This is a genomic window from Mycobacterium sp. SMC-17 (assembly GCF_045310915.1).
GTDB lineage: Bacteria > Actinomycetota > Actinomycetes > Mycobacteriales > Mycobacteriaceae > Mycobacterium.
In genome coordinates, this window is sequence record NZ_JBJIAK010000001.1 from 239,597 (window position 1) to 257,460 (window position 17,864).

At 68.6% G+C, this 17,864-nt stretch carries 16 protein-coding genes; 7 read left to right on the top strand and 9 right to left on the bottom strand.

Translation table 11 applies throughout. From position 1 onward, the window contains the following. Positions 1 to 69 precede the first annotated feature (69 nt). From ACJH7A_RS01110 to ACJH7A_RS01120, 3 genes are read right to left on the bottom strand one after another with little or no spacing between them, the layout of a single operon-like run. Entirely contained in the window at positions 70 to 1,527 is a 1,458-nt protein-coding gene (locus tag ACJH7A_RS01110) for a flavin-containing monooxygenase (protein ID WP_406801298.1), read from the bottom strand. Further along, the gene (locus tag ACJH7A_RS01115; RefSeq protein WP_406801299.1) at positions 1,527 to 2,441 is read right to left on the bottom strand and encodes a patatin-like phospholipase family protein; all 915 of its coding nucleotides are present in this window, start codon (positions 2,439 to 2,441) and stop codon (positions 1,527 to 1,529) included. The genes ACJH7A_RS01110 and ACJH7A_RS01115 overlap by 1 nt, the downstream gene beginning before the upstream one ends. Further along, a complete protein-coding gene (locus tag ACJH7A_RS01120) occupies positions 2,438 to 3,301 on the bottom strand; it encodes an SDR family oxidoreductase (protein ID WP_406801300.1) in 864 nt (287 codons plus the stop codon). The genes ACJH7A_RS01115 and ACJH7A_RS01120 overlap by 4 nt, the downstream gene beginning before the upstream one ends. A 136-nt stretch (positions 3,302 to 3,437) precedes the next feature. Here ACJH7A_RS01120 and ACJH7A_RS01125 point away from each other — a divergent pair, with 136 nt between their 5' ends. Continuing rightward, positions 3,438 to 4,076: a TetR/AcrR family transcriptional regulator gene (locus ACJH7A_RS01125; protein WP_212812177.1), complete on the top strand. Its 639-nt coding sequence runs from the start codon at positions 3,438 to 3,440 to the stop codon at positions 4,074 to 4,076. A gap of 11 nt (positions 4,077 to 4,087) precedes the next feature. Here ACJH7A_RS01125 and ACJH7A_RS01130 read toward each other — a convergent pair whose 3' ends face one another. Next, a complete protein-coding gene (locus ACJH7A_RS01130) occupies positions 4,088 to 4,975 on the bottom strand; it encodes a diacylglycerol kinase (protein WP_318985252.1) in 888 nt (295 codons plus the stop codon). After that, positions 4,972 to 6,552, bottom strand: a complete 1,581-nt coding sequence (locus ACJH7A_RS01135) for an FAD-binding oxidoreductase (protein WP_406801318.1) — start codon at positions 6,550 to 6,552, stop codon at positions 4,972 to 4,974. Before ACJH7A_RS01135 ends, ACJH7A_RS01130 begins: the two co-directional genes overlap by 4 nt. A 50-nt stretch (positions 6,553 to 6,602) precedes the next feature. On the opposite strand from ACJH7A_RS01135, the gene ACJH7A_RS01140 reads away from it, so the two are divergent. The 5 genes from ACJH7A_RS01140 (at position 6,603) to ACJH7A_RS01160 (ending at position 12,645) form a co-directional block, all read left to right on the top strand. Beyond that, on the top strand, positions 6,603 to 7,187 hold the full coding sequence (locus ACJH7A_RS01140; RefSeq protein ID WP_406801301.1) for a TetR/AcrR family transcriptional regulator: 585 nt from the start codon (positions 6,603 to 6,605) through the stop codon (positions 7,185 to 7,187). Beyond that, the gene (locus tag ACJH7A_RS01145) at positions 7,184 to 8,704 is read left to right on the top strand and encodes a glycerol-3-phosphate dehydrogenase/oxidase (RefSeq protein WP_406801302.1); all 1,521 of its coding nucleotides are present in this window, start codon (positions 7,184 to 7,186) and stop codon (positions 8,702 to 8,704) included. Before ACJH7A_RS01140 ends, ACJH7A_RS01145 begins: the two co-directional genes overlap by 4 nt. A gap of 259 nt (positions 8,705 to 8,963) precedes the next feature. After that, complete coding sequence (locus ACJH7A_RS01150) at positions 8,964 to 10,097, top strand: LLM class flavin-dependent oxidoreductase (protein WP_406801303.1); 1,134 nt, start codon at positions 8,964 to 8,966, stop codon at positions 10,095 to 10,097. A 3-nt stretch (positions 10,098 to 10,100) separates the two neighbouring features. Then, positions 10,101 to 11,300 carry an acyl-CoA dehydrogenase family protein gene (locus ACJH7A_RS01155; RefSeq protein ID WP_406801304.1) on the top strand — a complete coding sequence of 400 codons (1,200 nt, stop codon included), beginning with the start codon at positions 10,101 to 10,103 and terminating at the stop codon, positions 11,298 to 11,300. Between the two features lie 64 nt (positions 11,301 to 11,364). After that, positions 11,365 to 12,645: an MFS transporter gene (locus tag ACJH7A_RS01160; protein ID WP_406801305.1), complete on the top strand. Its 1,281-nt coding sequence runs from the start codon at positions 11,365 to 11,367 to the stop codon at positions 12,643 to 12,645. On the opposite strand, the gene ACJH7A_RS01165 is transcribed toward ACJH7A_RS01160, so the two are convergent. Further along, on the bottom strand, positions 12,646 to 13,527 hold the full coding sequence (locus ACJH7A_RS01165; RefSeq protein WP_318985246.1) for a LysR family transcriptional regulator: 882 nt from the start codon (positions 13,525 to 13,527) through the stop codon (positions 12,646 to 12,648). Positions 13,528 to 13,615: 88 nt separating this feature from the next. Between ACJH7A_RS01165 and ACJH7A_RS01170 the strand changes: the two genes are divergently transcribed. Then, positions 13,616 to 14,365, top strand: coding sequence for an SDR family oxidoreductase (locus ACJH7A_RS01170; protein ID WP_318985245.1), 750 nt, complete (start codon positions 13,616 to 13,618; stop codon positions 14,363 to 14,365). Positions 14,366 to 14,376: 11 nt separating this feature from the next. On the opposite strand, the gene ACJH7A_RS01175 is transcribed toward ACJH7A_RS01170, so the two are convergent. From ACJH7A_RS01175 to kasB, 3 genes are all read right to left on the bottom strand, one after another. Beyond that, positions 14,377 to 15,021 carry a dihydrofolate reductase family protein gene (locus ACJH7A_RS01175; RefSeq protein ID WP_212812167.1) on the bottom strand — a complete coding sequence of 215 codons (645 nt, stop codon included), beginning with the start codon at positions 15,019 to 15,021 and terminating at the stop codon, positions 14,377 to 14,379. 97 nt (positions 15,022 to 15,118) lie between these two features. After that, positions 15,119 to 16,546, bottom strand: coding sequence for an acyl-CoA carboxylase subunit beta (locus ACJH7A_RS01180; RefSeq protein WP_212812166.1), 1,428 nt, complete (start codon positions 16,544 to 16,546; stop codon positions 15,119 to 15,121). A gap of 39 nt (positions 16,547 to 16,585) precedes the next feature. Beyond that, a complete protein-coding gene (gene kasB, locus ACJH7A_RS01185) occupies positions 16,586 to 17,854 on the bottom strand; it encodes a 3-oxoacyl-ACP synthase KasB (protein WP_212812165.1) in 1,269 nt (422 codons plus the stop codon). Positions 17,855 to 17,864 lie beyond the last annotated feature (10 nt).

A 17,864-nucleotide genomic window follows, 5' to 3' on the forward strand; every position in this document is an offset into this window, starting at 1 on the left:
CCGGCGAGATTCGCGATCCACGTGCACCTTCGCGGTCGATAGAGTTCTACGCGCCGGATCCATCCCCGGCTAGCTGACCCGGTAGTGCTCCGGTTCGGGCTCGCTCAGCATGCTGGTGATGGTGGCGACGTCGAACGGCCACAGATCGATGGTGCCGCCTTCGCTGAAGTACCAGGAATTGCAGCCGGTGTTCCACACCGTCGGCTCCATGGCCTCGACTGCGGCGGCGTTGAATTCGTCGGTGGCCGCCTCGGTCACCTCGACCTCGTTGATCTCGCCACGCTCGAAACGCTTGAGCCACTTCACGATGTACCGCGCGGTGAGTTCCGCGGTGTACTGCAGCGAGATGGACCCCGTGGGTGAGTTCGGGCCCAGCACGGTGAACAGATTCGGGAAGCCGGGAATCGCGGTCATCCGGTAGGCGCGCGGGCCTTTGACCCAGGCGTCGTCCAGGGTGACGCCGTCGCGCCCCACCACCTGCATCGGGCGCATGTAGTTGTGCGCCTGAAAACCGGTGGCCAGCACGGCGATATCGATCCTGTGGTGCTCGCCCTCCGTGGTGCGGATGCCGGTGGGCGTGAACTCGGCGATGCGATCGGTGATCAGTTGGGCGTTGGGGGCCTTGATCGCCTGGTAGTACGTGCCCGACAGCACCTGCCGTTTGCACAGCGGCTGGTAGTCGGGCGTCAGCTCGGCACGCAACTTCGGGTCGCGGACCTGGGCCCGCAGGCTCAGTCGGGCGTACTGTTGCACCAGCTTGCGACGCCACGTCGGCTTGGTCACGATGTCGACGAGAACGCTCGAACCCCACAGTGGAATGCGTTCGGCGACAGCCTGATACAGCTGCGGCATGGCGCGCAGCAGCGCGGTGACGGCACCCAGCTGCGGCAGCTTCATCGGTGCCCACAGCATCCACTGCGGCGACCGGGCGAAGTGCAGCAGCCTGCCGGCCTCAGGCTGCAGCGCCGACGACACCTGCACGCCGGTCGACCCGGTGCCGATCACGGCGATGCGCTTGCCCGCGGTCTCGAGTTCGGGGTTCCACCGGGCGGTATGCACGACGGTGCCCTCGAAGGCGTCCATGCCGGGGATGTCCGGCGTGAAGGGGTGGTGCAGCACGCCCGTGGCACAGATGACGAAATCGGCTGTCAACGTCTCGTTCTCGGTCGTGACGGTCCAGGTGTGTTCGTCCTGGTTGTAGTGCAGCGCCGTGACCTCGGTGTTGAGGCGCAGGTGCTTGTCGAGCCCGAAGCGCTCGACGACGTCGCGGTGATACTCCTGAATCTCCTGGCCACCGGCCCAGATATGGCTCCAGTCGGGCTTGGGCGCGAAGGCGAACTGGTAGATGTGCGACGGCACATCACACGTCAGCCCGGGGTAGCGGTTCCAGTGCCACACCCCGCCGACGTCCGAACCCTTCTCCAGGATGGTGAAGTTGGTGAACCCGGCCTGCTGGAAGGTGTACGCGGAGGCGATCCCGGCGACGCCGGCGCCGATGATGACGATGCGCGGATCACGTGTGCTCATCAGGACTCCCAGGCTCGACGCACCGTGTTCGGTGCGGTGGTCATGGCGGATTCGAACGCCGCGCGCCGTTTGCCGCGCAGCATGAAGTTGGCACCCAGGCCGGCCAGATCGTCGGCATCCGGTTGGATCACGACGACCTCGATGCCGCGGGCCCGGGCGGTGGCGACTTCGGCATCCAGCACGGTGGACATCGGGCGGCGCAGCAGTCGGTGTTCGAGGATGCCGCCCAACCCTGGTGCGCGCACGCCGCTTTCGGAGGCCATCGGCGTGATGACGTAGATGAGGTCGGCGTCGTCAGGGCTGATGAGGTCGACCGACGCGGTGGACGCGGCGCCGCCGTCGACGAACTGGCGGTTGCCGATGCGCACCGGCGGCATCCAGCCAGGAACGGCCCACGAGGCACGGAGTGCTTCGCCCGCCGTGGCTTTCGGTGCGCCGGGGGCGCCGAAAGCCACCCGCTCGCCGCGCTGGTAGTCGAATGCCACCATGCGGGCGCCCGGGTGATCCAGCCAACCTGATTTGTCGGCGAAGCCAGATGCCAAGTGCTGCAGCCAGTCTGCGTTGCCGCGGCCGGTCGGTGCGATGCCGGTGACCGCGGCCAGGCCGTTCTGACTGCGCAGAAGTGCGGGGTTGAGCAGGCGGGGTGCCGGTAGGGGCGGCAGGCTCGGCGGCGTCGCCTCGATGTGCCGGCGCAGACGTTCGTCGGTACCGGTGCCGCGGTGCATCGCGACCAGGTCATCGACGGACGCGCCGCCGCCGAGCATCGTGACGATCTCGGCGCCCGCCGAGGTGCCCTGCAACACCGAGGCTTCCCGCGGGTCCCAACCGGTCTGCTCCTGCAATGCGTGCAGGGCCGCGACGATCCAGGCGCCGCCGATGGTCCCGCCGCAGCCGATGACGAGCGCCCGCTTCATCGGCGCGCTTCCGAGTTCGACTCGGCATCATGGTCTTTCGACTGCCGCTCGATCCGATCCAGGTAGGCCGACCGGCCGACGGGGTCGAGGGCGGTCAGGGCGCGGCGATCGTCGATGAGCGCGCGTGCCGCACGCTGGACGAACTCCGGCACCAGCGCGTCGACCAGGGCCCAGCCGGGTGCCACCCATGCGGGCGCCGAGGTCCGGGCAGCCTTGGTGCGCAACGTCTTCAGCACGGCCTGCGCGACATCTTCCGGATCGACCGTCGGCATGCCGCCGCCGAGTTGGACGCCAGAGGACAGTTCGGTGCGGACTGCTGACGGCAGCACCGCGCACACCGTGACGCCCGTCTTGGCGTATTCGGCCCTCGCCGCCAGCGACGCCCCGACGGCGGCGAACTTGCTGGCGTTGTAGGTCACCATGCCCGGGACGGGAATCATGCCCGCCATCGATGCGATGTTCACGACATGGCCGCTGCCGCGCGTGATCATCAGCGGGATCACGGCACGCATCCCGTTGAGCACGCCCCGGACGTTGACGTCGAGGATCAGGTCGGTCGTGGCCTCGGCTTCGGACTCGAAAGCGCCCAGCGGCATCACGCCGGCGTTGTTGATAAGGATGTCGATGCGGCCGGACTCCTTGATCACCTGCCCCACGAACTGGTCCCAGGAGTCACGCCGGGTGACATCGAGGCGCGCGCTGCGACATCGGGGGATTCTGCGGGCCGTCTGCTCGGCGATGTCGGCGTCGACGTCGCCGATCCACACGGTGGCGCCGTGCTGAGAGAACAGCTCGGCGGTCTTGGCGCCGATGCCCCTGGCACCTCCGGTGATGATGACTGTGGCGCCGTCAAGTGACATGGCGCGTCGTGCTAGCTGCATCGATAGCCTCGAATCTGCTGGTAGGAGCCTTGCTGGCTCGTTCGAATACTCACGGTATCCGAATTCTCCGAGTAAAGCCAGTACTCCTGGTATCGCAAACCATTAATATCAACGCATGCCGCGATTGACCAGGGTGCAGCGTCAGGAACAGACGCGTGCCGAACTGCTCGACGCGGCGAAGGCCCGGTTTCTCGAGCACGGCTACGCCTCCACGAGCCTCGAGGACATCGCCGACGACGCCGGCTATAGCAAGGGCGCGGTGTATTCGAACTTCGGCAGCAAGCCGGTCCTGTGCCGGGAAGTGCTCGAGGCCATCCACCGCGAGAAGTTCGCCGAGATGTCAGAGCTGGCGATGTCGGATGCCGATGTGCCGAGCCGCGTCGAGGCGGTGAACGCCTGGCTGGAACGGACCGCCGGCGACGTGGGCTGGACGATGCTCGAACTCGAATTCGTGGTGCTGTCGCGCAACGATCCCGAGCTGGGGCAGATGGTCACGGACCTGCGCAACGAAGCCGCTCAGATGGTCGTCGACGTATTACGTTCGCTCGCGGTCGATTTGGGGCTCGGTGAAGAGCAGATGGTCGCCGCCGGGGTGATCGACAGCTTCGACGACATCGGCAACCTGTTCCTCAGCGCCGGCATCGGGCTCGGGATTCAGCGTGCCGTCGATCCGACACTGCCGGCCCGGCCGGTCACCGGCGCCATCACCCGGTTGATGAATCTGCTTGCGCTGCTTGCCGCTACGCAGGACTGAGGACCGCCGGACTACGGAACCAGGACCCGCAGCGCGTTCGGCACCGCGGACACCGTCACCGGCAGCGGGCACACGTATTCGCCGTCGGCATAGGCGTTGATGCCCGGCACGTCGATGGTGACGGTGCGGGCCCGCCGCGTGGTCACCTCGTCGAGGTGGACATGCGTGCCCTTGAACACCGTGGGGAACAGCCGGATCAGTTTGGTGCGCGACGCCGAGGCCGCCATCGTGACATCGAGCAGGCCGTCGCCCAGGTCGGCGCCCGGGCAGATCAGCATGCCGCCGCCATAGCTCTTGCCATTGCCGAAAGTCGCCAGTGTCACGGGGATTTCTTGCTCGGGACCGCCGTCGAAACTGACCCGCGCCGTGTGCAGCCGCAACTGCGACAGCTCGACGAGCATGGCCGCGTTGTAGCGCATCCGGCCCCGCGGCCACGTCATCCGGTTGGCGCGATCGGTGACCAGCGAGTCGAAGCCCGCCGACATCACTGTGCCGAACCAGCGGACGGTGCCGTCGGCGCCTTCGATCCGGCCGAGGTCGATGGTGCGGGTGCGGCCCGTCGCGATGATGTCGGCGGCGGCTTCCGGGTCGTCCCGCGGAATCCCGAACTCGCGGGCATGGTCATTGCCGGTGCCGGCGGGGATGATGCCGAGCGGCACGTCGCCCTGCGCAAGTGCCTGCAGCGCAAGGGAGATGATGCCGTCACCGCCGGCCACCACGACCGCGTCGGTGCCGTGGTCGAGTGCCTCGTCGAGCAGTTGGCGGGCATGGGCGGCGTCGGACCCGATCAGCTCGACCACGTCGACTCCGCGGCGTTGCAGCCGCACGACGGCGCGCTGCGCCGCCGCCGAGCCGCGTCCCTGGCCCGAGGCGGGGTTGGTCAGCAGGGTGACTCTCACGGGATCAGCTTGCCCGGGTTGAGGATTCCGCCGGGGTCGAGCACGTTCTTGACGGCGCGCAGTACCTCGACGCCCAGGTCGCCGACCTCGGCCGTCATCCACGGCTTGTGGTCGGCGCCGACGGCGTGGTGGTGGGTGATGGTGGCGCCGCAGCGCACCATGGCCTCGGACGCCGCGGTTTTCGCCGCGCGCCACTGCTCGATGGGGTTGCCGCGCTGGCCGGCCACGACCGTGAAGTACAGCGAGGCGCCGGTGGGGTAGACGTGCGAGATGTGGCACATCACCAAAGCCGGTGTGCCGCTTTCCTGTAGCGAGCTGGTGAGGGCCTCGGTGACGGCCGCCTTCAGCGCCGGCACGTTGGACCACGTCGTCGCGGTCTCCAAGGTCTCGCACAGGGCGCCGGCCGTGAGCAGTGAGTCGCGTAGGTACGGGGCGCCGAACCGGCCGTGCTGCCAGGCGCGGGCCGGGGCCTCGCCGAGCGACGTGCCACCCTGAGCGGCCAGCAGCGCACGCGTCTCGTCGTGACGGCTCTCGGTGTGCGCGGCCGTGCCTTCGAACAGCGTGATGGCCAGGCAGCCACCGGTGATGGTCTGCTCGCCGATGCTGTCGGTGGTGGCCAGGTTGATGCCGGTCTCCACCTCATCGGACAGGCGGATGACCGTCGGGCCGGTCCCGGTCTGCACGACGGCGCGCAAAGCCGCTGCGCCGGTGGCGAAGTCGGGGAAGGACCACGCCTCGTAGCGGGTGGTCTCGGGCACGGGGTGCACGCGCACCCGCACCCGGGTGATGACGCCGAAGGTGCCCTCCGAGCCGACGATCAGCTGTCGCAGGTCGGGCCCGGCCGCCGACGCGGGGGCGCGGCCCAGGTCCAGGACGCCGGCCGGGGTGACGACGGTGAGTCCGCGCACCATGTCGTCGAACCGGTTGTAGCCGGCCGAGTTCTGCCCCGACGACCGCGTCGCGGCGAACCCGCCGATGGTCGCGAATTCGAAGCTCTGCGGGAAGTGGCCGAGCGAGAAGCCCTCGGCGCCAAGGAGTTCCTCGGCCTGCGGGCCGGTGACGCCGGCCTCGAGCTCGGCCTCGCCGGATTCCTTGTCGAGTGCGACCAGGCGGTCCAGGCGGCGCAGGTCCAGCGATACGACGGCGCTGAAGCCGTTCCGGATCGGGTCGAGTCCGCCGACGACACTGGTGCCACCGCCGAACGGGACGACCGCGATGCGGTGTTCGGTGCAGTGCTGAAGCACCCGGGCGATCTCGTCCTCGGAGCCGGGCAGCAGGATCGCGTCCGGTGCATCCTGCTCGCCGGTGTCCTTGCGGCGCAACAGGTCCAGCGTCGACTTGCCGCCGGCCCGCAGCAGGCGGTCGTGATCGTCGGTGCGGCAGAACTCGTCGCCGACGATCGCCGCGAGTGCAACGCGGTCGCTGTCCGCCAGGGCGGACGGGCGCAACGTGACCTGGTCGGCTTCGAGCTCGTCGGCCGGCGTCGCGTCGATGCCCAGGGCCGCCGTCAGTAGGCCGCGGATGCCGTCGGACAGGGGCTTGGCTGCAGCGGGGTCACCCCAGGCGTTCCACTTCATCGGCGGTTCGAGGTGGTCACGTGTCGCGGTCATGCGTTACAGTATTACACATGATGTCAATCAGTAACGATGAAGCTCGGGATTCCCTGGATGCCCGAATCATCGACGCTGCGGCTGACTGCGTGATCGCCTTCGGGGTGGATCGCGTGACGCTGGCCGAGATCGCACGTCGCGCCGGTGTCAGCCGGCCCACGGTGTACCGCCGCTGGCCGGACACGCAGGCGATCCTCGCGGCACTGCTGACGGCAAGAATCACCAACGCGCTCAACAAGGTTGCCGTCGATGGCGCTGACCGCGAGGCGATCGTCAAACGCATGGTCGGCATGGCCGAGCGGCTGCGCGCCGACGAAGCCATCATGTCCGTCCTGAGCAGCGCACCCGCGCTGGCGATGGTCTACATCTCGCAGCGCATGGGTACCAGCCAGCAGATCCTGCTGGAAGTGCTGGCCGGCGCGCTCGTCACGGCGCAGGCCGACGGCAGCGTCCGCCCCGGAGACCCCAGGCAACTCGCCGCCATGTGTCTGCTGATTGTCCAGTCCGCCATCCAGTCGGCGCAGATGGTCGCGCCTGTCCTCGACGTTGCCGCGCTGGACATCGAACTTGCTCACTCCCTGAACGGATACCTGAAGCCATGACCAGCAGTGCCCTCAATGCCGCCCGCCGCAGCGCCGAGCTGACGGCGCTGGCCGACGGCGAGACCGTCGACGTCGTCGTCATCGGCGGCGGGATCACCGGCGCGGGCATCGCGCTGGACGCCGCAACCCGGGGACTGTCGACGGTGCTCGTCGAGAAGCACGACCTGGCGTTCGGCACCAGCCGGTGGAGTTCCAAACTCGTGCACGGCGGCCTGCGCTACCTGGCGACCGGCAACGTGGGCATCGCCCGGCGCAGCGCCATCGAGCGCGGCATCCTGATGAGCCGCAACGCCCCGCACCTCGTGCACGCCATGCCGCAACTCGTGCCGCTGCTGCCCGAGATGAACCGGGCCTCAAGGGCTTTGGTGCGTGCCGGATTCATCGCCGGCGACGGCCTGCGCCGGCTGGCCGGTACATCGGCGTCGATCCTGCCGCGGTCGGGACGGGTCGACGCGGCCCGCGCGGCGGAGTTGGTGCCCGCGGTGCGCCGCGACGGACTCGACGGCGCGTTGCTCGCCTACGATGGCCAACTCATCGACGACGCCCGTCTGGTCACCGCGGTGGCGCGCACCGCCGCCCAGCATGGCGCCCGCATCCTGACCCGGGTGGCGGCGTCCGACGCCACCGGCACCTCGGTGCGGCTGACCGACCAACTCACCGGGGAAACTTTCGATCTGACGGCGCGCGCGGTGATCAACGCCGCCGGCGTGTGGGCCGGTGAGCTCGACGGCGCGATCAAGCTGCGGCCCAGCCGCGGCACCCACCTGGTGTTCGACGCCGCGGCGTTCGGCAATCCGACTGCGGCGCTGACGGTTCCGATCCCGGGCGAGCTCAACCGGTTCATCTTCGCCATGCCCGAACAGCTCGGCCGCGTCTACCTCGGCCTCACCGACGAGGACGCGCCCGGCCCCATTCCCGATGTGCCGCAACCGACTCCGGCCGAGATCACGTTCCTGCTCGACACCGTCAACACCGCGCTGGCGACGAGCCTGGGGCCGGACGACGTCCTGGGTGCCTACGCCGGGCTGCGGCCGCTGATCGACACCGGCGAGGGCAACACCGCCGACGTCTCCCGCGATCACGCCGTCGTCGAGTCCGGCAGTGGCGTGCTCAGCGTCATCGGTGGCAAGCTCACCGAATACCGGTACATGGCCGAGGATGTGCTGAACCGGGCGGTGTCGCTGCGTGGGCTCGGAGCAGGGGAGTGCCGGACACGGAACCTGCCCCTTGTTGGCGCTCCGGAGAACCCCGTGTCGGTGGATCGTGTTGCGCCGCTGCCGGAGTCGCTCGTGGCGCGCTACGGCGCCGAGGCGCCGAACGTGTTCGCCGCCGCCGCGTGCGACCGTCCCACCGAGCCGGTGGCCGACGGCATCGACGTCACCCGTGCCGAATTCGAATACGCCGTCACGCACGAAGGTGCGCTCAGCGCCGACGACATCATCGACCGCCGGACCCGGATCGGGCTCGTCGACGCCGACCGCGACCGCGTCGCCGCGGTGGCGCAGGAGTTCATCTAGCTGCCGGATCGGCGGCGTTGGAATCAGCATGATTCTGACGGAATCGCAGGCACGTCCGGTGGTCACGCCTGTCGCGGCGCCGGGATCCGAGGCAACGGCAGTTCCCGGTGACGGCGCTTGGCTCTAGATTCCGGAGAGAAGTCTGCATTCGCCACTGCTCTTCTCGTGTGGTGGCATCACGTTCCCGGGAGTTGAGACATGCCTGTTCTGACCACGACCACTCGCAACGGCAGTCGCGTCGAGTTCTCGCTGTAGACCGATGGCAATCACCCTGCACTGGTTCCTGCCGACCAACGGTGACTCGCGCACCGACCTGAGTCTCGGCAACGCGGTCGGTGGCGCAGGCAGCCGGGCCGACGCCTTCGGCGCGGATCGGGCTCCCGACCTCGACTACCTCAGCCTGGTGGCCGGCGCCGCGGAGAAACTCGGGTTCACCGGGGCGCTGACCCCGACGAGTAGCTGGTGTGAGGACGCCTGGGTGTTCACGGCAGCGCTGACGCAGCGGACCGAACACTTCAAGTACCTCGTGGCCTTCCGGCCGGGGCTGCAGGCCCCGACCCTGGTCGCCCAGGCCGCCGCCACGTACCAGCGCATCTCGCGAAACCGATTGCTGCTCAACGTCGTCACCGGCGGTGATGACATCGAGCAGCGCCGCTTCGGCGACTACCTCGGCAAGTCCGAGCGCTACGAGCGGGCCGCCGAGTTCCTCACGATCTTCCGGCAGCTGTGGTCCGGCAAGCCGGTCACCTTCACCGGCAAGCACCTGTCCGTGGAGAACGCGACGATCATCCCGGCCGAGACCTGGCCGGACATCTACCTCGGCGGCTCGTCGGCCGAAGCGCTGGAAGTGGCCGCCGAACACGCCGACGTGTACCTGACGTGGGGTGAGCCACCCGCTCAGGTCGCGGAGAAGCTCGACGCCGTGCGCCACCAGGTCAAGAACCTGGGCCGAGCGCGGCGGGCGGCCGGGGAACTGCGGTTCGGTATTCGTTTGCACGTCATCAGCCGGCCCACCGAAGAAGAGGCGTGGGCGCAGGCCAACAAACTGCTGGCGGGCCTCGATCCCGAGAGCATCAAGCGCGCCCAGCAGGTGCAGCGCAGCTCGCAGTCCGAGGGGCAGCGCCGGATGTCGGCCCTCCACGGCGGTCGGACCGACAACCTGGAGGTCTCGCCCAACCTGTGGGCCGGTATCGGTCTGGTCCGTGGCGGCGCCGGCACCGCACTGGTCGGCAGTCATGAGCAGGTCGCCGACCGCATCGCCGAGTACCACGAGCTGGGCCTCGACGAGTTCATCCTGTCCGGGTATCCGCATCTGGAAGAGGCCTTCAGCTTTGGCGAGGGCGTCATCCCGATCCTGGCGGAGCGCGGCCTACTCGCTGATCGGCGCTCCTGAGACATGGCCCGCACCCGGGCTCCCCGGAGCCACGCCGACGTCGTCGCCGTCGCGGAAGAGTTCGCGGCATCGGTGAAGCCCGGTGCGGCAGAACGTGATCGGGCCGGTGCGGTACCCCGCGCCGAAGTGGCCGAGTTCGACAAGCTGGGCCTGCCGGCCATCACGGTGCCGATCGACGACGGGGGAGACGGGCTCGGGCCGCGCACGCTGGCCGAGGTCATCAGGATCGTCGCGGCCGCGGATCCCGCGCTGGCACAGACGCCGCAGGGTCACTACCTGGCCGTGGACATCCTGCGCCTGCTCGGCACACCACTGCAGCGGGCCCGAATCCTGCCGGCTGTCGTCGACGGCGCGCGCATCGCCCCGGTGCTCGCCGAGCGCGGCGGTCACCATGCCCAGGACCTCAAGACGCGCCTGGTCAAGGACGGTGCGCGGTGGCGGCTCGACGGCACCAAGTACTACTGCACCGGTGCCATCACGTCGCGGTGGCTGGCGGTCAGCGCGCTCGATCCCGCCGACCGTCTCGTGCTGGCCTTCGTCGAACGTGACGCCCCCGGGGTGTCGATCGACGAGGACTGGGCCGCCATGGGGCAGCGCTCGACCGTGAGTGGCACCACCACGCTGGACGGTGTTGCCGTCGACGGCGACCTGGTGGTGCCCTACTGGTCGGCGTTCGAAAAGCCGCAACTGCTCGGTGCCCGCGCCCAGCTGGTCCACACGGCCATCGAAGCCGGTATTGCGGAAGGCGCCCTGGCCGATGCCGCCGAGTTCGTCCGCACCCGCAGCCGCCCGTTCTTCGAGGCGGTGCGCTACGGCGGGGCCAAGGCCGCGAGCGATGATCCGCACATTCTGCTGCGGTTCGGTCAGCTCGCCACCCGGACGCGGGCGTCGACCCAGCTGTTGCGTTGGGCCGCAGGCGAACTCGAAGACATCGGGCTCGACGTCGCCGATCCCGACGCCGCCGCGCACGGCTCGATTGCGGTCGCGCAGGCCAAGGCCTTCGCCAGTGACGTGGCCGTCGACGTCGCGAGTCAGCTGTTCGCGTTGACCGGTGCGAGCGGCACCGACCGCCGCCATGACCTCGACCGGCACTGGCGCAATGCGCGGACCCACAGCGTGCACGACCCCGTCGACTGGAAGTACCACCACATCGGCGCGTGGGAGCTCTCCGGTGTCGCACCGCCCAATCACGGGCAGATCTGAACCACTTGCGATCCGGGCGATTCTGAATCTTCGGACGCCGTCCGGTGCCCGATACCGTCGACAGATGTCCGCGAATCTGGAAGAGGCACAGGTCGATTCGCCCCCGCGGAAGTCGCAGCCGTTCAAACCGGCGTTGTTCGTGGCGGTGACGGCGGGGCTGGGGTACGGCTTCGACTCCTACGCCGTGAACATCTACGGCCTGGTCCTGCCCGAGATCAAGAAGACCCTGCAGATCACCGAGGCCCAGGCCGGGTACATCGGGTCGATCTTCCTGGTGGGCTACACCATCGGCACCATCGGTTTCGGTATCGCCGCCGACCGGTGGGGCCGCAAGACGACGCTCGGTGCGTCGATCCTGCTCTACGGCATCACCACGGCACTGGCGGGCATCACCACCAATCTGGCCGCGTTCACGGGCCTGCGTTTCCTCACCGGTGTGGGCGGCGCCGGCGAGCTGGCGGTGGGCGCGCCCTATACCGCCGAGGTGTGGCCGACCAAGACCCGGGCGATCGGGGTGGGCGGGGTGATCTTCTCGCTGTTCTCGCTCGGTTACGTCCTCGCGGCCGCCGTCGCACTGGTGCTGGTGCCGCGGTTCGGCTGGCAGGCATCGTTCATCGTGGCCATCGTCCCGGCCATCATCTTGTTCCTTGTCCGCCAGGGCATCACGGAATCGCCGCGCTACACCGAGGTCAACGAGACGCGGAAGCGGGACGGCATCCCGCGGGCGAAACTCTGGCAGCTACCCGGCGTGCGGCGCCGGCTGGTCGTGGGCTGGCTGATCTACACGGCCAACGCGGTCGGCTACTGGGGCTCGACGCTGTTCCTCACCACCTACATCGTCAAGCGTTTCCATGCCTCCACCACCGATGCGATTCGCTACGCCCTGGTGTTCTTCCTGCTGCAGGTCGTCTTCGTCTTCATCGGCACCGCGCTGGCCGACCGGTTCGGGCGCCGGCCCTCGGCGATCCTGGGCGCCGTCATCGAGGCCGGTTCGGCGATCCTGGCGGCCACGTCGGATTCGCTTGCCGAATACCAGGTCTACGGCGCCATCTCCATTGCCACCCTCGGCTGGCTCTGGGGTGTCGGGGACGCGTACATCTCCGAGCTGTTCCCAACCGTGCTGCGCGGCACCGGCTTTGGCGTCGCCGTCGGCGGCGGCCGCATCGTGTCGATCGCCGCGCCGACCGTCGTCGGCTGGGCCATCGGTCATTACGGCGTGCAGACGCCCTATCTGGCGCTGTCCGCCATCTGGCTCCTGACCGTGATCGGTTACCTGTTCGGGCCAGAGACCAAGGGCAAGGAGTTGGACGACCTTGCCGACGAGGCGCTGCTGGCGCGCGCCTGACTACGCCTGCTGGGCGAGCAGCAGGTCACGGATCGGCGAGCGCGTGTGTCGCTGCCACATGGCCTGCACCGGCACCAGTAGCGGCGGCTGGAGGTCGACGACCGTCACCCGGCCGTCCAGCACCGGCCCCACCGGATGCGTGACGAACGCCACCGCGCCCGTCGTCAACGGCGCGGCCACGGTGGCCGCGCCCTGTACGCGACTCACGACATAGTCCGGCTCGAATCCGGCGCGGCGGCAGGCGCCGAGCAGCAGGTCGCTGTAGTACGACGCGCCGGGCGGTGCCCAGAGTGCGATGCGTTCGTCGGTCAGGTCGGTGAGGTCGACGGCGTCGCGCCCCGCCAAGGGGTGCGAACTCAGCACCGCCACGCGCACCGCGTGATAGCCCAGCACCGCGGTGGCGAGGTCACGGTCCGGCACCACGCCACGGCGCAGGGCGAGCTGGATCGAGCCGTCGAGCAGCGCGGGGGACAGCTGATCCGGAAACATCTGGCGGAACGTGAACGACACGTCGTGGTAGGCATCGATCACCGGCTCCAGCAGTGCGTACACCTCGACGCTCTCGAGCGCCGGGGTGTGCCCGACGACGTAGTTCTCCCGCGCGGCGCTGGCCGCGCGCTGCACGTGGTCGGTGACGGTGTGGGCGGCGGCCAGGAGGGTGCGCGCATCGCTGTGCAGTTGCCGGCCTGCCGGCGTCAAGGTGACCCGGCGGCCGTCCCGGTCGAAAAGCGTTGCGCCCAGCTCTTTTTCGAGCTGGCGGATCGAGCTGCTGAGCGCCTGCTGGCTCAGGTGCAGCTGGTCGGCGGCGCGGGTGAAGCCGCCCGCGTCGGCGACCGCGAGGAAGTGCTGCAGCCGGCGCAGATCGGGATACGGCCTGGTCATGCCGACTACCCTAACTACAACCATTGCTTGTGGATAGGTAGAAAAGTTTCGTTTCTAATTGTGGTCCGCCGTGGCTAGCGTGGGCCACATGAGCAATCTCGAAGGTAAAACAGCAGTCGTCGCCGCCGGAGCCAAGAACCTGGGCGGCCTGATCAGCACCACCCTCGGCGCCCGCGGCGTCAACGTCGCGGTGCACTACAACAGCGCGGCCACCGAGGCCGACGCCGATCAGACCGTTGCCGCCATCGAGTCCGCCGGCGCGAAGGCCATCAAGGTTCAGGGCGACCTGACCGTTCCCGGCAACGTGGAGAAGCTGTTCGACGCGGCGGTCGAGGCGTTCGGCGGCGTCGACATCGCGATCAACACCGTCGGCAAGGTGCTGCGCAAGCCGATCGTGGAAACCACTGAGGCCGAATACGATTCGATGTTCGACATCAACGCCAAGGCCGCGTACTTCTTCCTGCAGCAGGCGGGCCGCCGGCTCAACGACGGCGGATCGGTGATCACCATCGTGACGGCGCTGCTCGCGGCGTTCACCGATGGTTACAGCACCTACGCCGGCGCCAAGAGCCCCGTCGAGCACTTCACCCGCGCCGCCGCGAAAGAGTTCGCGGCGCGCGGGATCAACGTCAACAACGTGGGTCCGGGGCCCATGGACACGCCGTTCTTCTACGGCCAGGAGACCCCGGAGCGCGTGGAGTTCCACAAGTCGCAGGCGATGGGCGGCCGGCTGACCCTCATCGAGGACATTGCCCCGCTGGTCGTGTTCCTCACCGACGAGGGCCACTGGATCACCGGCCAGACCATCTTCGCCAACGGCGGCTACACCACGCGGTAGTGGCCGAAAGCTCAGCGGCGCCAGAACAAGTGGTGGATGACGCCGCTGGAGCTGGGCACCACGTCGCAGTGGTACCGGTCGAGCAGCTCGTCGGGGGACTCCCAGAGTCGTGAGCCCTCGCCGAGCGTCACGGTGGGGGACACCACGATGTGCAGGGTGTCGATCAGGTCGGCGTCGAGGAACTCCCGGACCGTCGTGGCCCCGCCGCCGATGCGAATGTCCTTGCCCTGCGCGGCCTCTCGGGCCAGTTCCAGCACCTCGGCGGGGGTCGCGTCGACGAAGTGGAATGTGGTGTCCGACAACGTGAACGACGGCCGCAGGTGGTGCGTCATCACGAAAACCGGGGTGTGGAACGGCGGTTCGTCGCCCCACCAGCCCTGCCAGTCGAGCCGCGCCGGCCCGCGGTAGGGGCTGAACTTGCCCGCGCCCATGATCTCGGCGCCGATGTTGTGGTGGAAGTCGCGCACGAGGTGGTCGTCAAGGCCGCGGGTGCCGCCCGGATCGGTGCGGTTGGGCCAGCTGGCGGTGGCGCCGGCCCAGGCGAACATGGTGCCCGGGTCGGCGTGGCCGAAGGGCCGCTCGAAACTCTGCCCGACACCGGCACCGAAGCCGTCCGCCGAGACGTTGAAGTTCTGCACTTTCACCAGTTGCGTCATGTGCGTGTTGACCTCCGGGGTTGGCGAAATTCATCGCGGACAAACAAAACTGCCCCTCGTCCTAAGGAGAGGGGCAGTTTTGTGGTTTGTCGCGTGATTACAGCGCGATGTTCTTGTGGCGACCGCGGCGGGCCGGGGCCTCGGCGAGGGCCTGGGTGATCTTGGACCGGGTGTGGGCCGGGTCGATCTTCTCGTCGACGACGCCGATCTCGATGGCCGAGTCGACGCCACCGGCGATCTTCTCGTGCTCGAGGGCCAGTTCCTCGTGCAGGGCCTCACGCTCGGCGGCGTCCTCGACGGCGGCCAGCTTGCGCTTGTGCAGGATGCCGACGGCGGCCTTGGCGCCCATGACGGCGACCTCGGCGTCCGGCCAGGCGAACACCTTCGTCGCGCCCAGCGACCGCGAGTTCATGGCGATGTACGCGCCGCCGTAGATCTTGCGGGTCACCAGCGTGACGCGGGGGACGACGGCCTCACCGAACGCGTGCAGCAGCTTGGCGCCACGGCGCACGACGCCGCCCCACTCCTGGTCGACACCGGGCAGGTAGCCGGGGACGTCGACCAGAACGATCAGCGGGATGCCGAAGGCGTCGCACAGCCGCACGAAACGTGCTGCCTTCTCGGCGCTTTCGGAGTTCAGGCAGCCGCCCAGACGCAGCGGGTTGTTGGCGATGACGCCGACGGAGCGACCGGCGAGGCGGCCCAGGCCGACCACGATGGACGGCGCCCACTTGGACTGGAACTCTTCGAACGGCACGCCCTCGTCGAGCAGGGCCTCGACGATCGGGTGCACGTCGTACGCGCGACGCGCCGACTCGGGCATGAGGGCCTTGATGTCGGTGTCGCCGGCCTCGGCCTTGGTGCGGTCGAAGTGGCCCTGCTGGCTGAACAGGCCGACCAGGCGACGGCCGCGCTCGTAGCAGTCGAGTTCGTCGTCGGCGACGATGTGGCACACGCCGGACTTCTTGTGGTGGGTGTCGGGGCCACCGAGCGAGACCATGTCGACGTCCTCACCGGTGACGCTGCGGACGACGTCCGGGCCGGTGACGAAGACGCGGCCCTCGGGGGCCATGACGATGACGTCGGTCAGGGCGGGGCCGTAGGCGGCACCACCGGCGGCGAAGCCGACTACCAGCGAAATCTGCGGGATGTAGCCCGAGGCCCGGATCATGGCCTCGAAGACCTGGCCGACCGCGTGCAGCGCGCGCACACCCTCGGCGAGGCGGGCGCCACCGGAGTGCCAGATGCCCACGATGGGGGCCTGCTCGTCGATGGCGGTGTCGTAGGCGCGGACGATGTGCGCGCAGCCGTCAACGCCCATGGCACCACCCATGACGGTGCCGTCGGTGGCGAACGCGATGGTGTGCACGCCGTTGACGGTGCCGGAGGCGGCCAGGACGCCCGACTTGTCGCGCTCGTGCAGCGGCTTGACGCTGCCCGGGTCGAAGAAGGTCGAGAGCCGCAGCAGCGGGTCGCGAGGATCAAGTGATTCGGCGGCCGTCGCCTCAGGTGCCAGGGTCGTCATTCTCTAATCTCCTTGATCTCGCGGTATGCGCTTCGTCGCTCAGTACCGGCCGAATGCGAGTGCGACGTTGTGTCCGCCGAACCCGAACGAGTTGTTGATCGCGTACTTGTAGTCGCCCTGCCGCGGAGCCTTGGAGACCACATCCAGATCGATCTCCGGATCCAGGTTGTCCAGGTTCAGTGTGGGCGGAATTACGCCGTCGCGCAGCGCGAGCACGGTGAGGATGGACTCCACCGCACCAACTGCACCCACCGAGTGGCCCAGCGCCGACTTGGGGGCGTACACCGCCGGCCGGTGGCCCTTCATGGCGTTGTTGATGGCCACGCCCTCGGCGACGTCACCGACGCTGGTGCCGGTCGCGTGCGCGTTGACGTGGTCGATGTCGGACGGCACGAGCCCGGCCAGTTCGATGGCCCGGGTCATGGCGTAGCCGGCCTGCTCACCGTTGGGGTCCGGCGCCACGATGTGGTAGCCGTCCGAGGTGACGCTCGCGCCCATCAGGCGGGCCAGAATGTTGGCGCCGCGGGCCTTGGCGTGTTCCTCGGTCTCGAGCACCAGCATGGCGCCACCCTCGCCGAACACGAAGCCGTTGCGGTCGCGGTCGAACGGGCGGCAGGCACCGGCCGGGTTGTCGTTGGTGTTGGACAGCACGATGCGCATCTGGGCGAACCCGGCGATCGGCACTGCCTCGATCTTGGTTTCGACACCGCCGGTGATGGCGACGTCGGCCTCGCCCAGCACCAGCTGGCGCCAGGCGTTGGCGATGGCTTCGGACCCGGACGCGCAGGCCGAGATCAGGGTGGACACCCCGGCCTTGGCCTTGCGCTCCAGTCCGACAGCGGCCGCCGCCCCGTTGGGCATGTACATCTGCACGACCAGCGGCGAAACCGCTCGCAGGCCGCGCTCGCGCATGCCGTCGTAGGCGAAGACCAGTTCCTCGGTCGAGCCGAGGCCGGTGCCGATCGACACCATCAGTCGTCGGGGGTCAACGTCCGGCGAGCCTGCGTTTTCCCAGACTCGCCGGCCGATGACCGTCGACATTTTCTGCAGATATGACAGCCGACGCAGTTCGACGCGCGTCAGTTCACTGTCGAAATCCTCGTGCAGATGCCCACCGATACGGACGGGAAGGTCGTACTTCTCGATGAAGTCATCTTCGAGAAGACGGATCCCGCTCTGCCCGTCAAGGAGCTTCTGCCACGTGGTTTCGGCATCGGTCGCCAGGGCAGTCGTCATGGCTACACCAGTGACGACCACATTGGGGAGACCATTCCCCGTTGACAACCTCTGTGCGGTTACCCCTGCCATTACTGCTCAA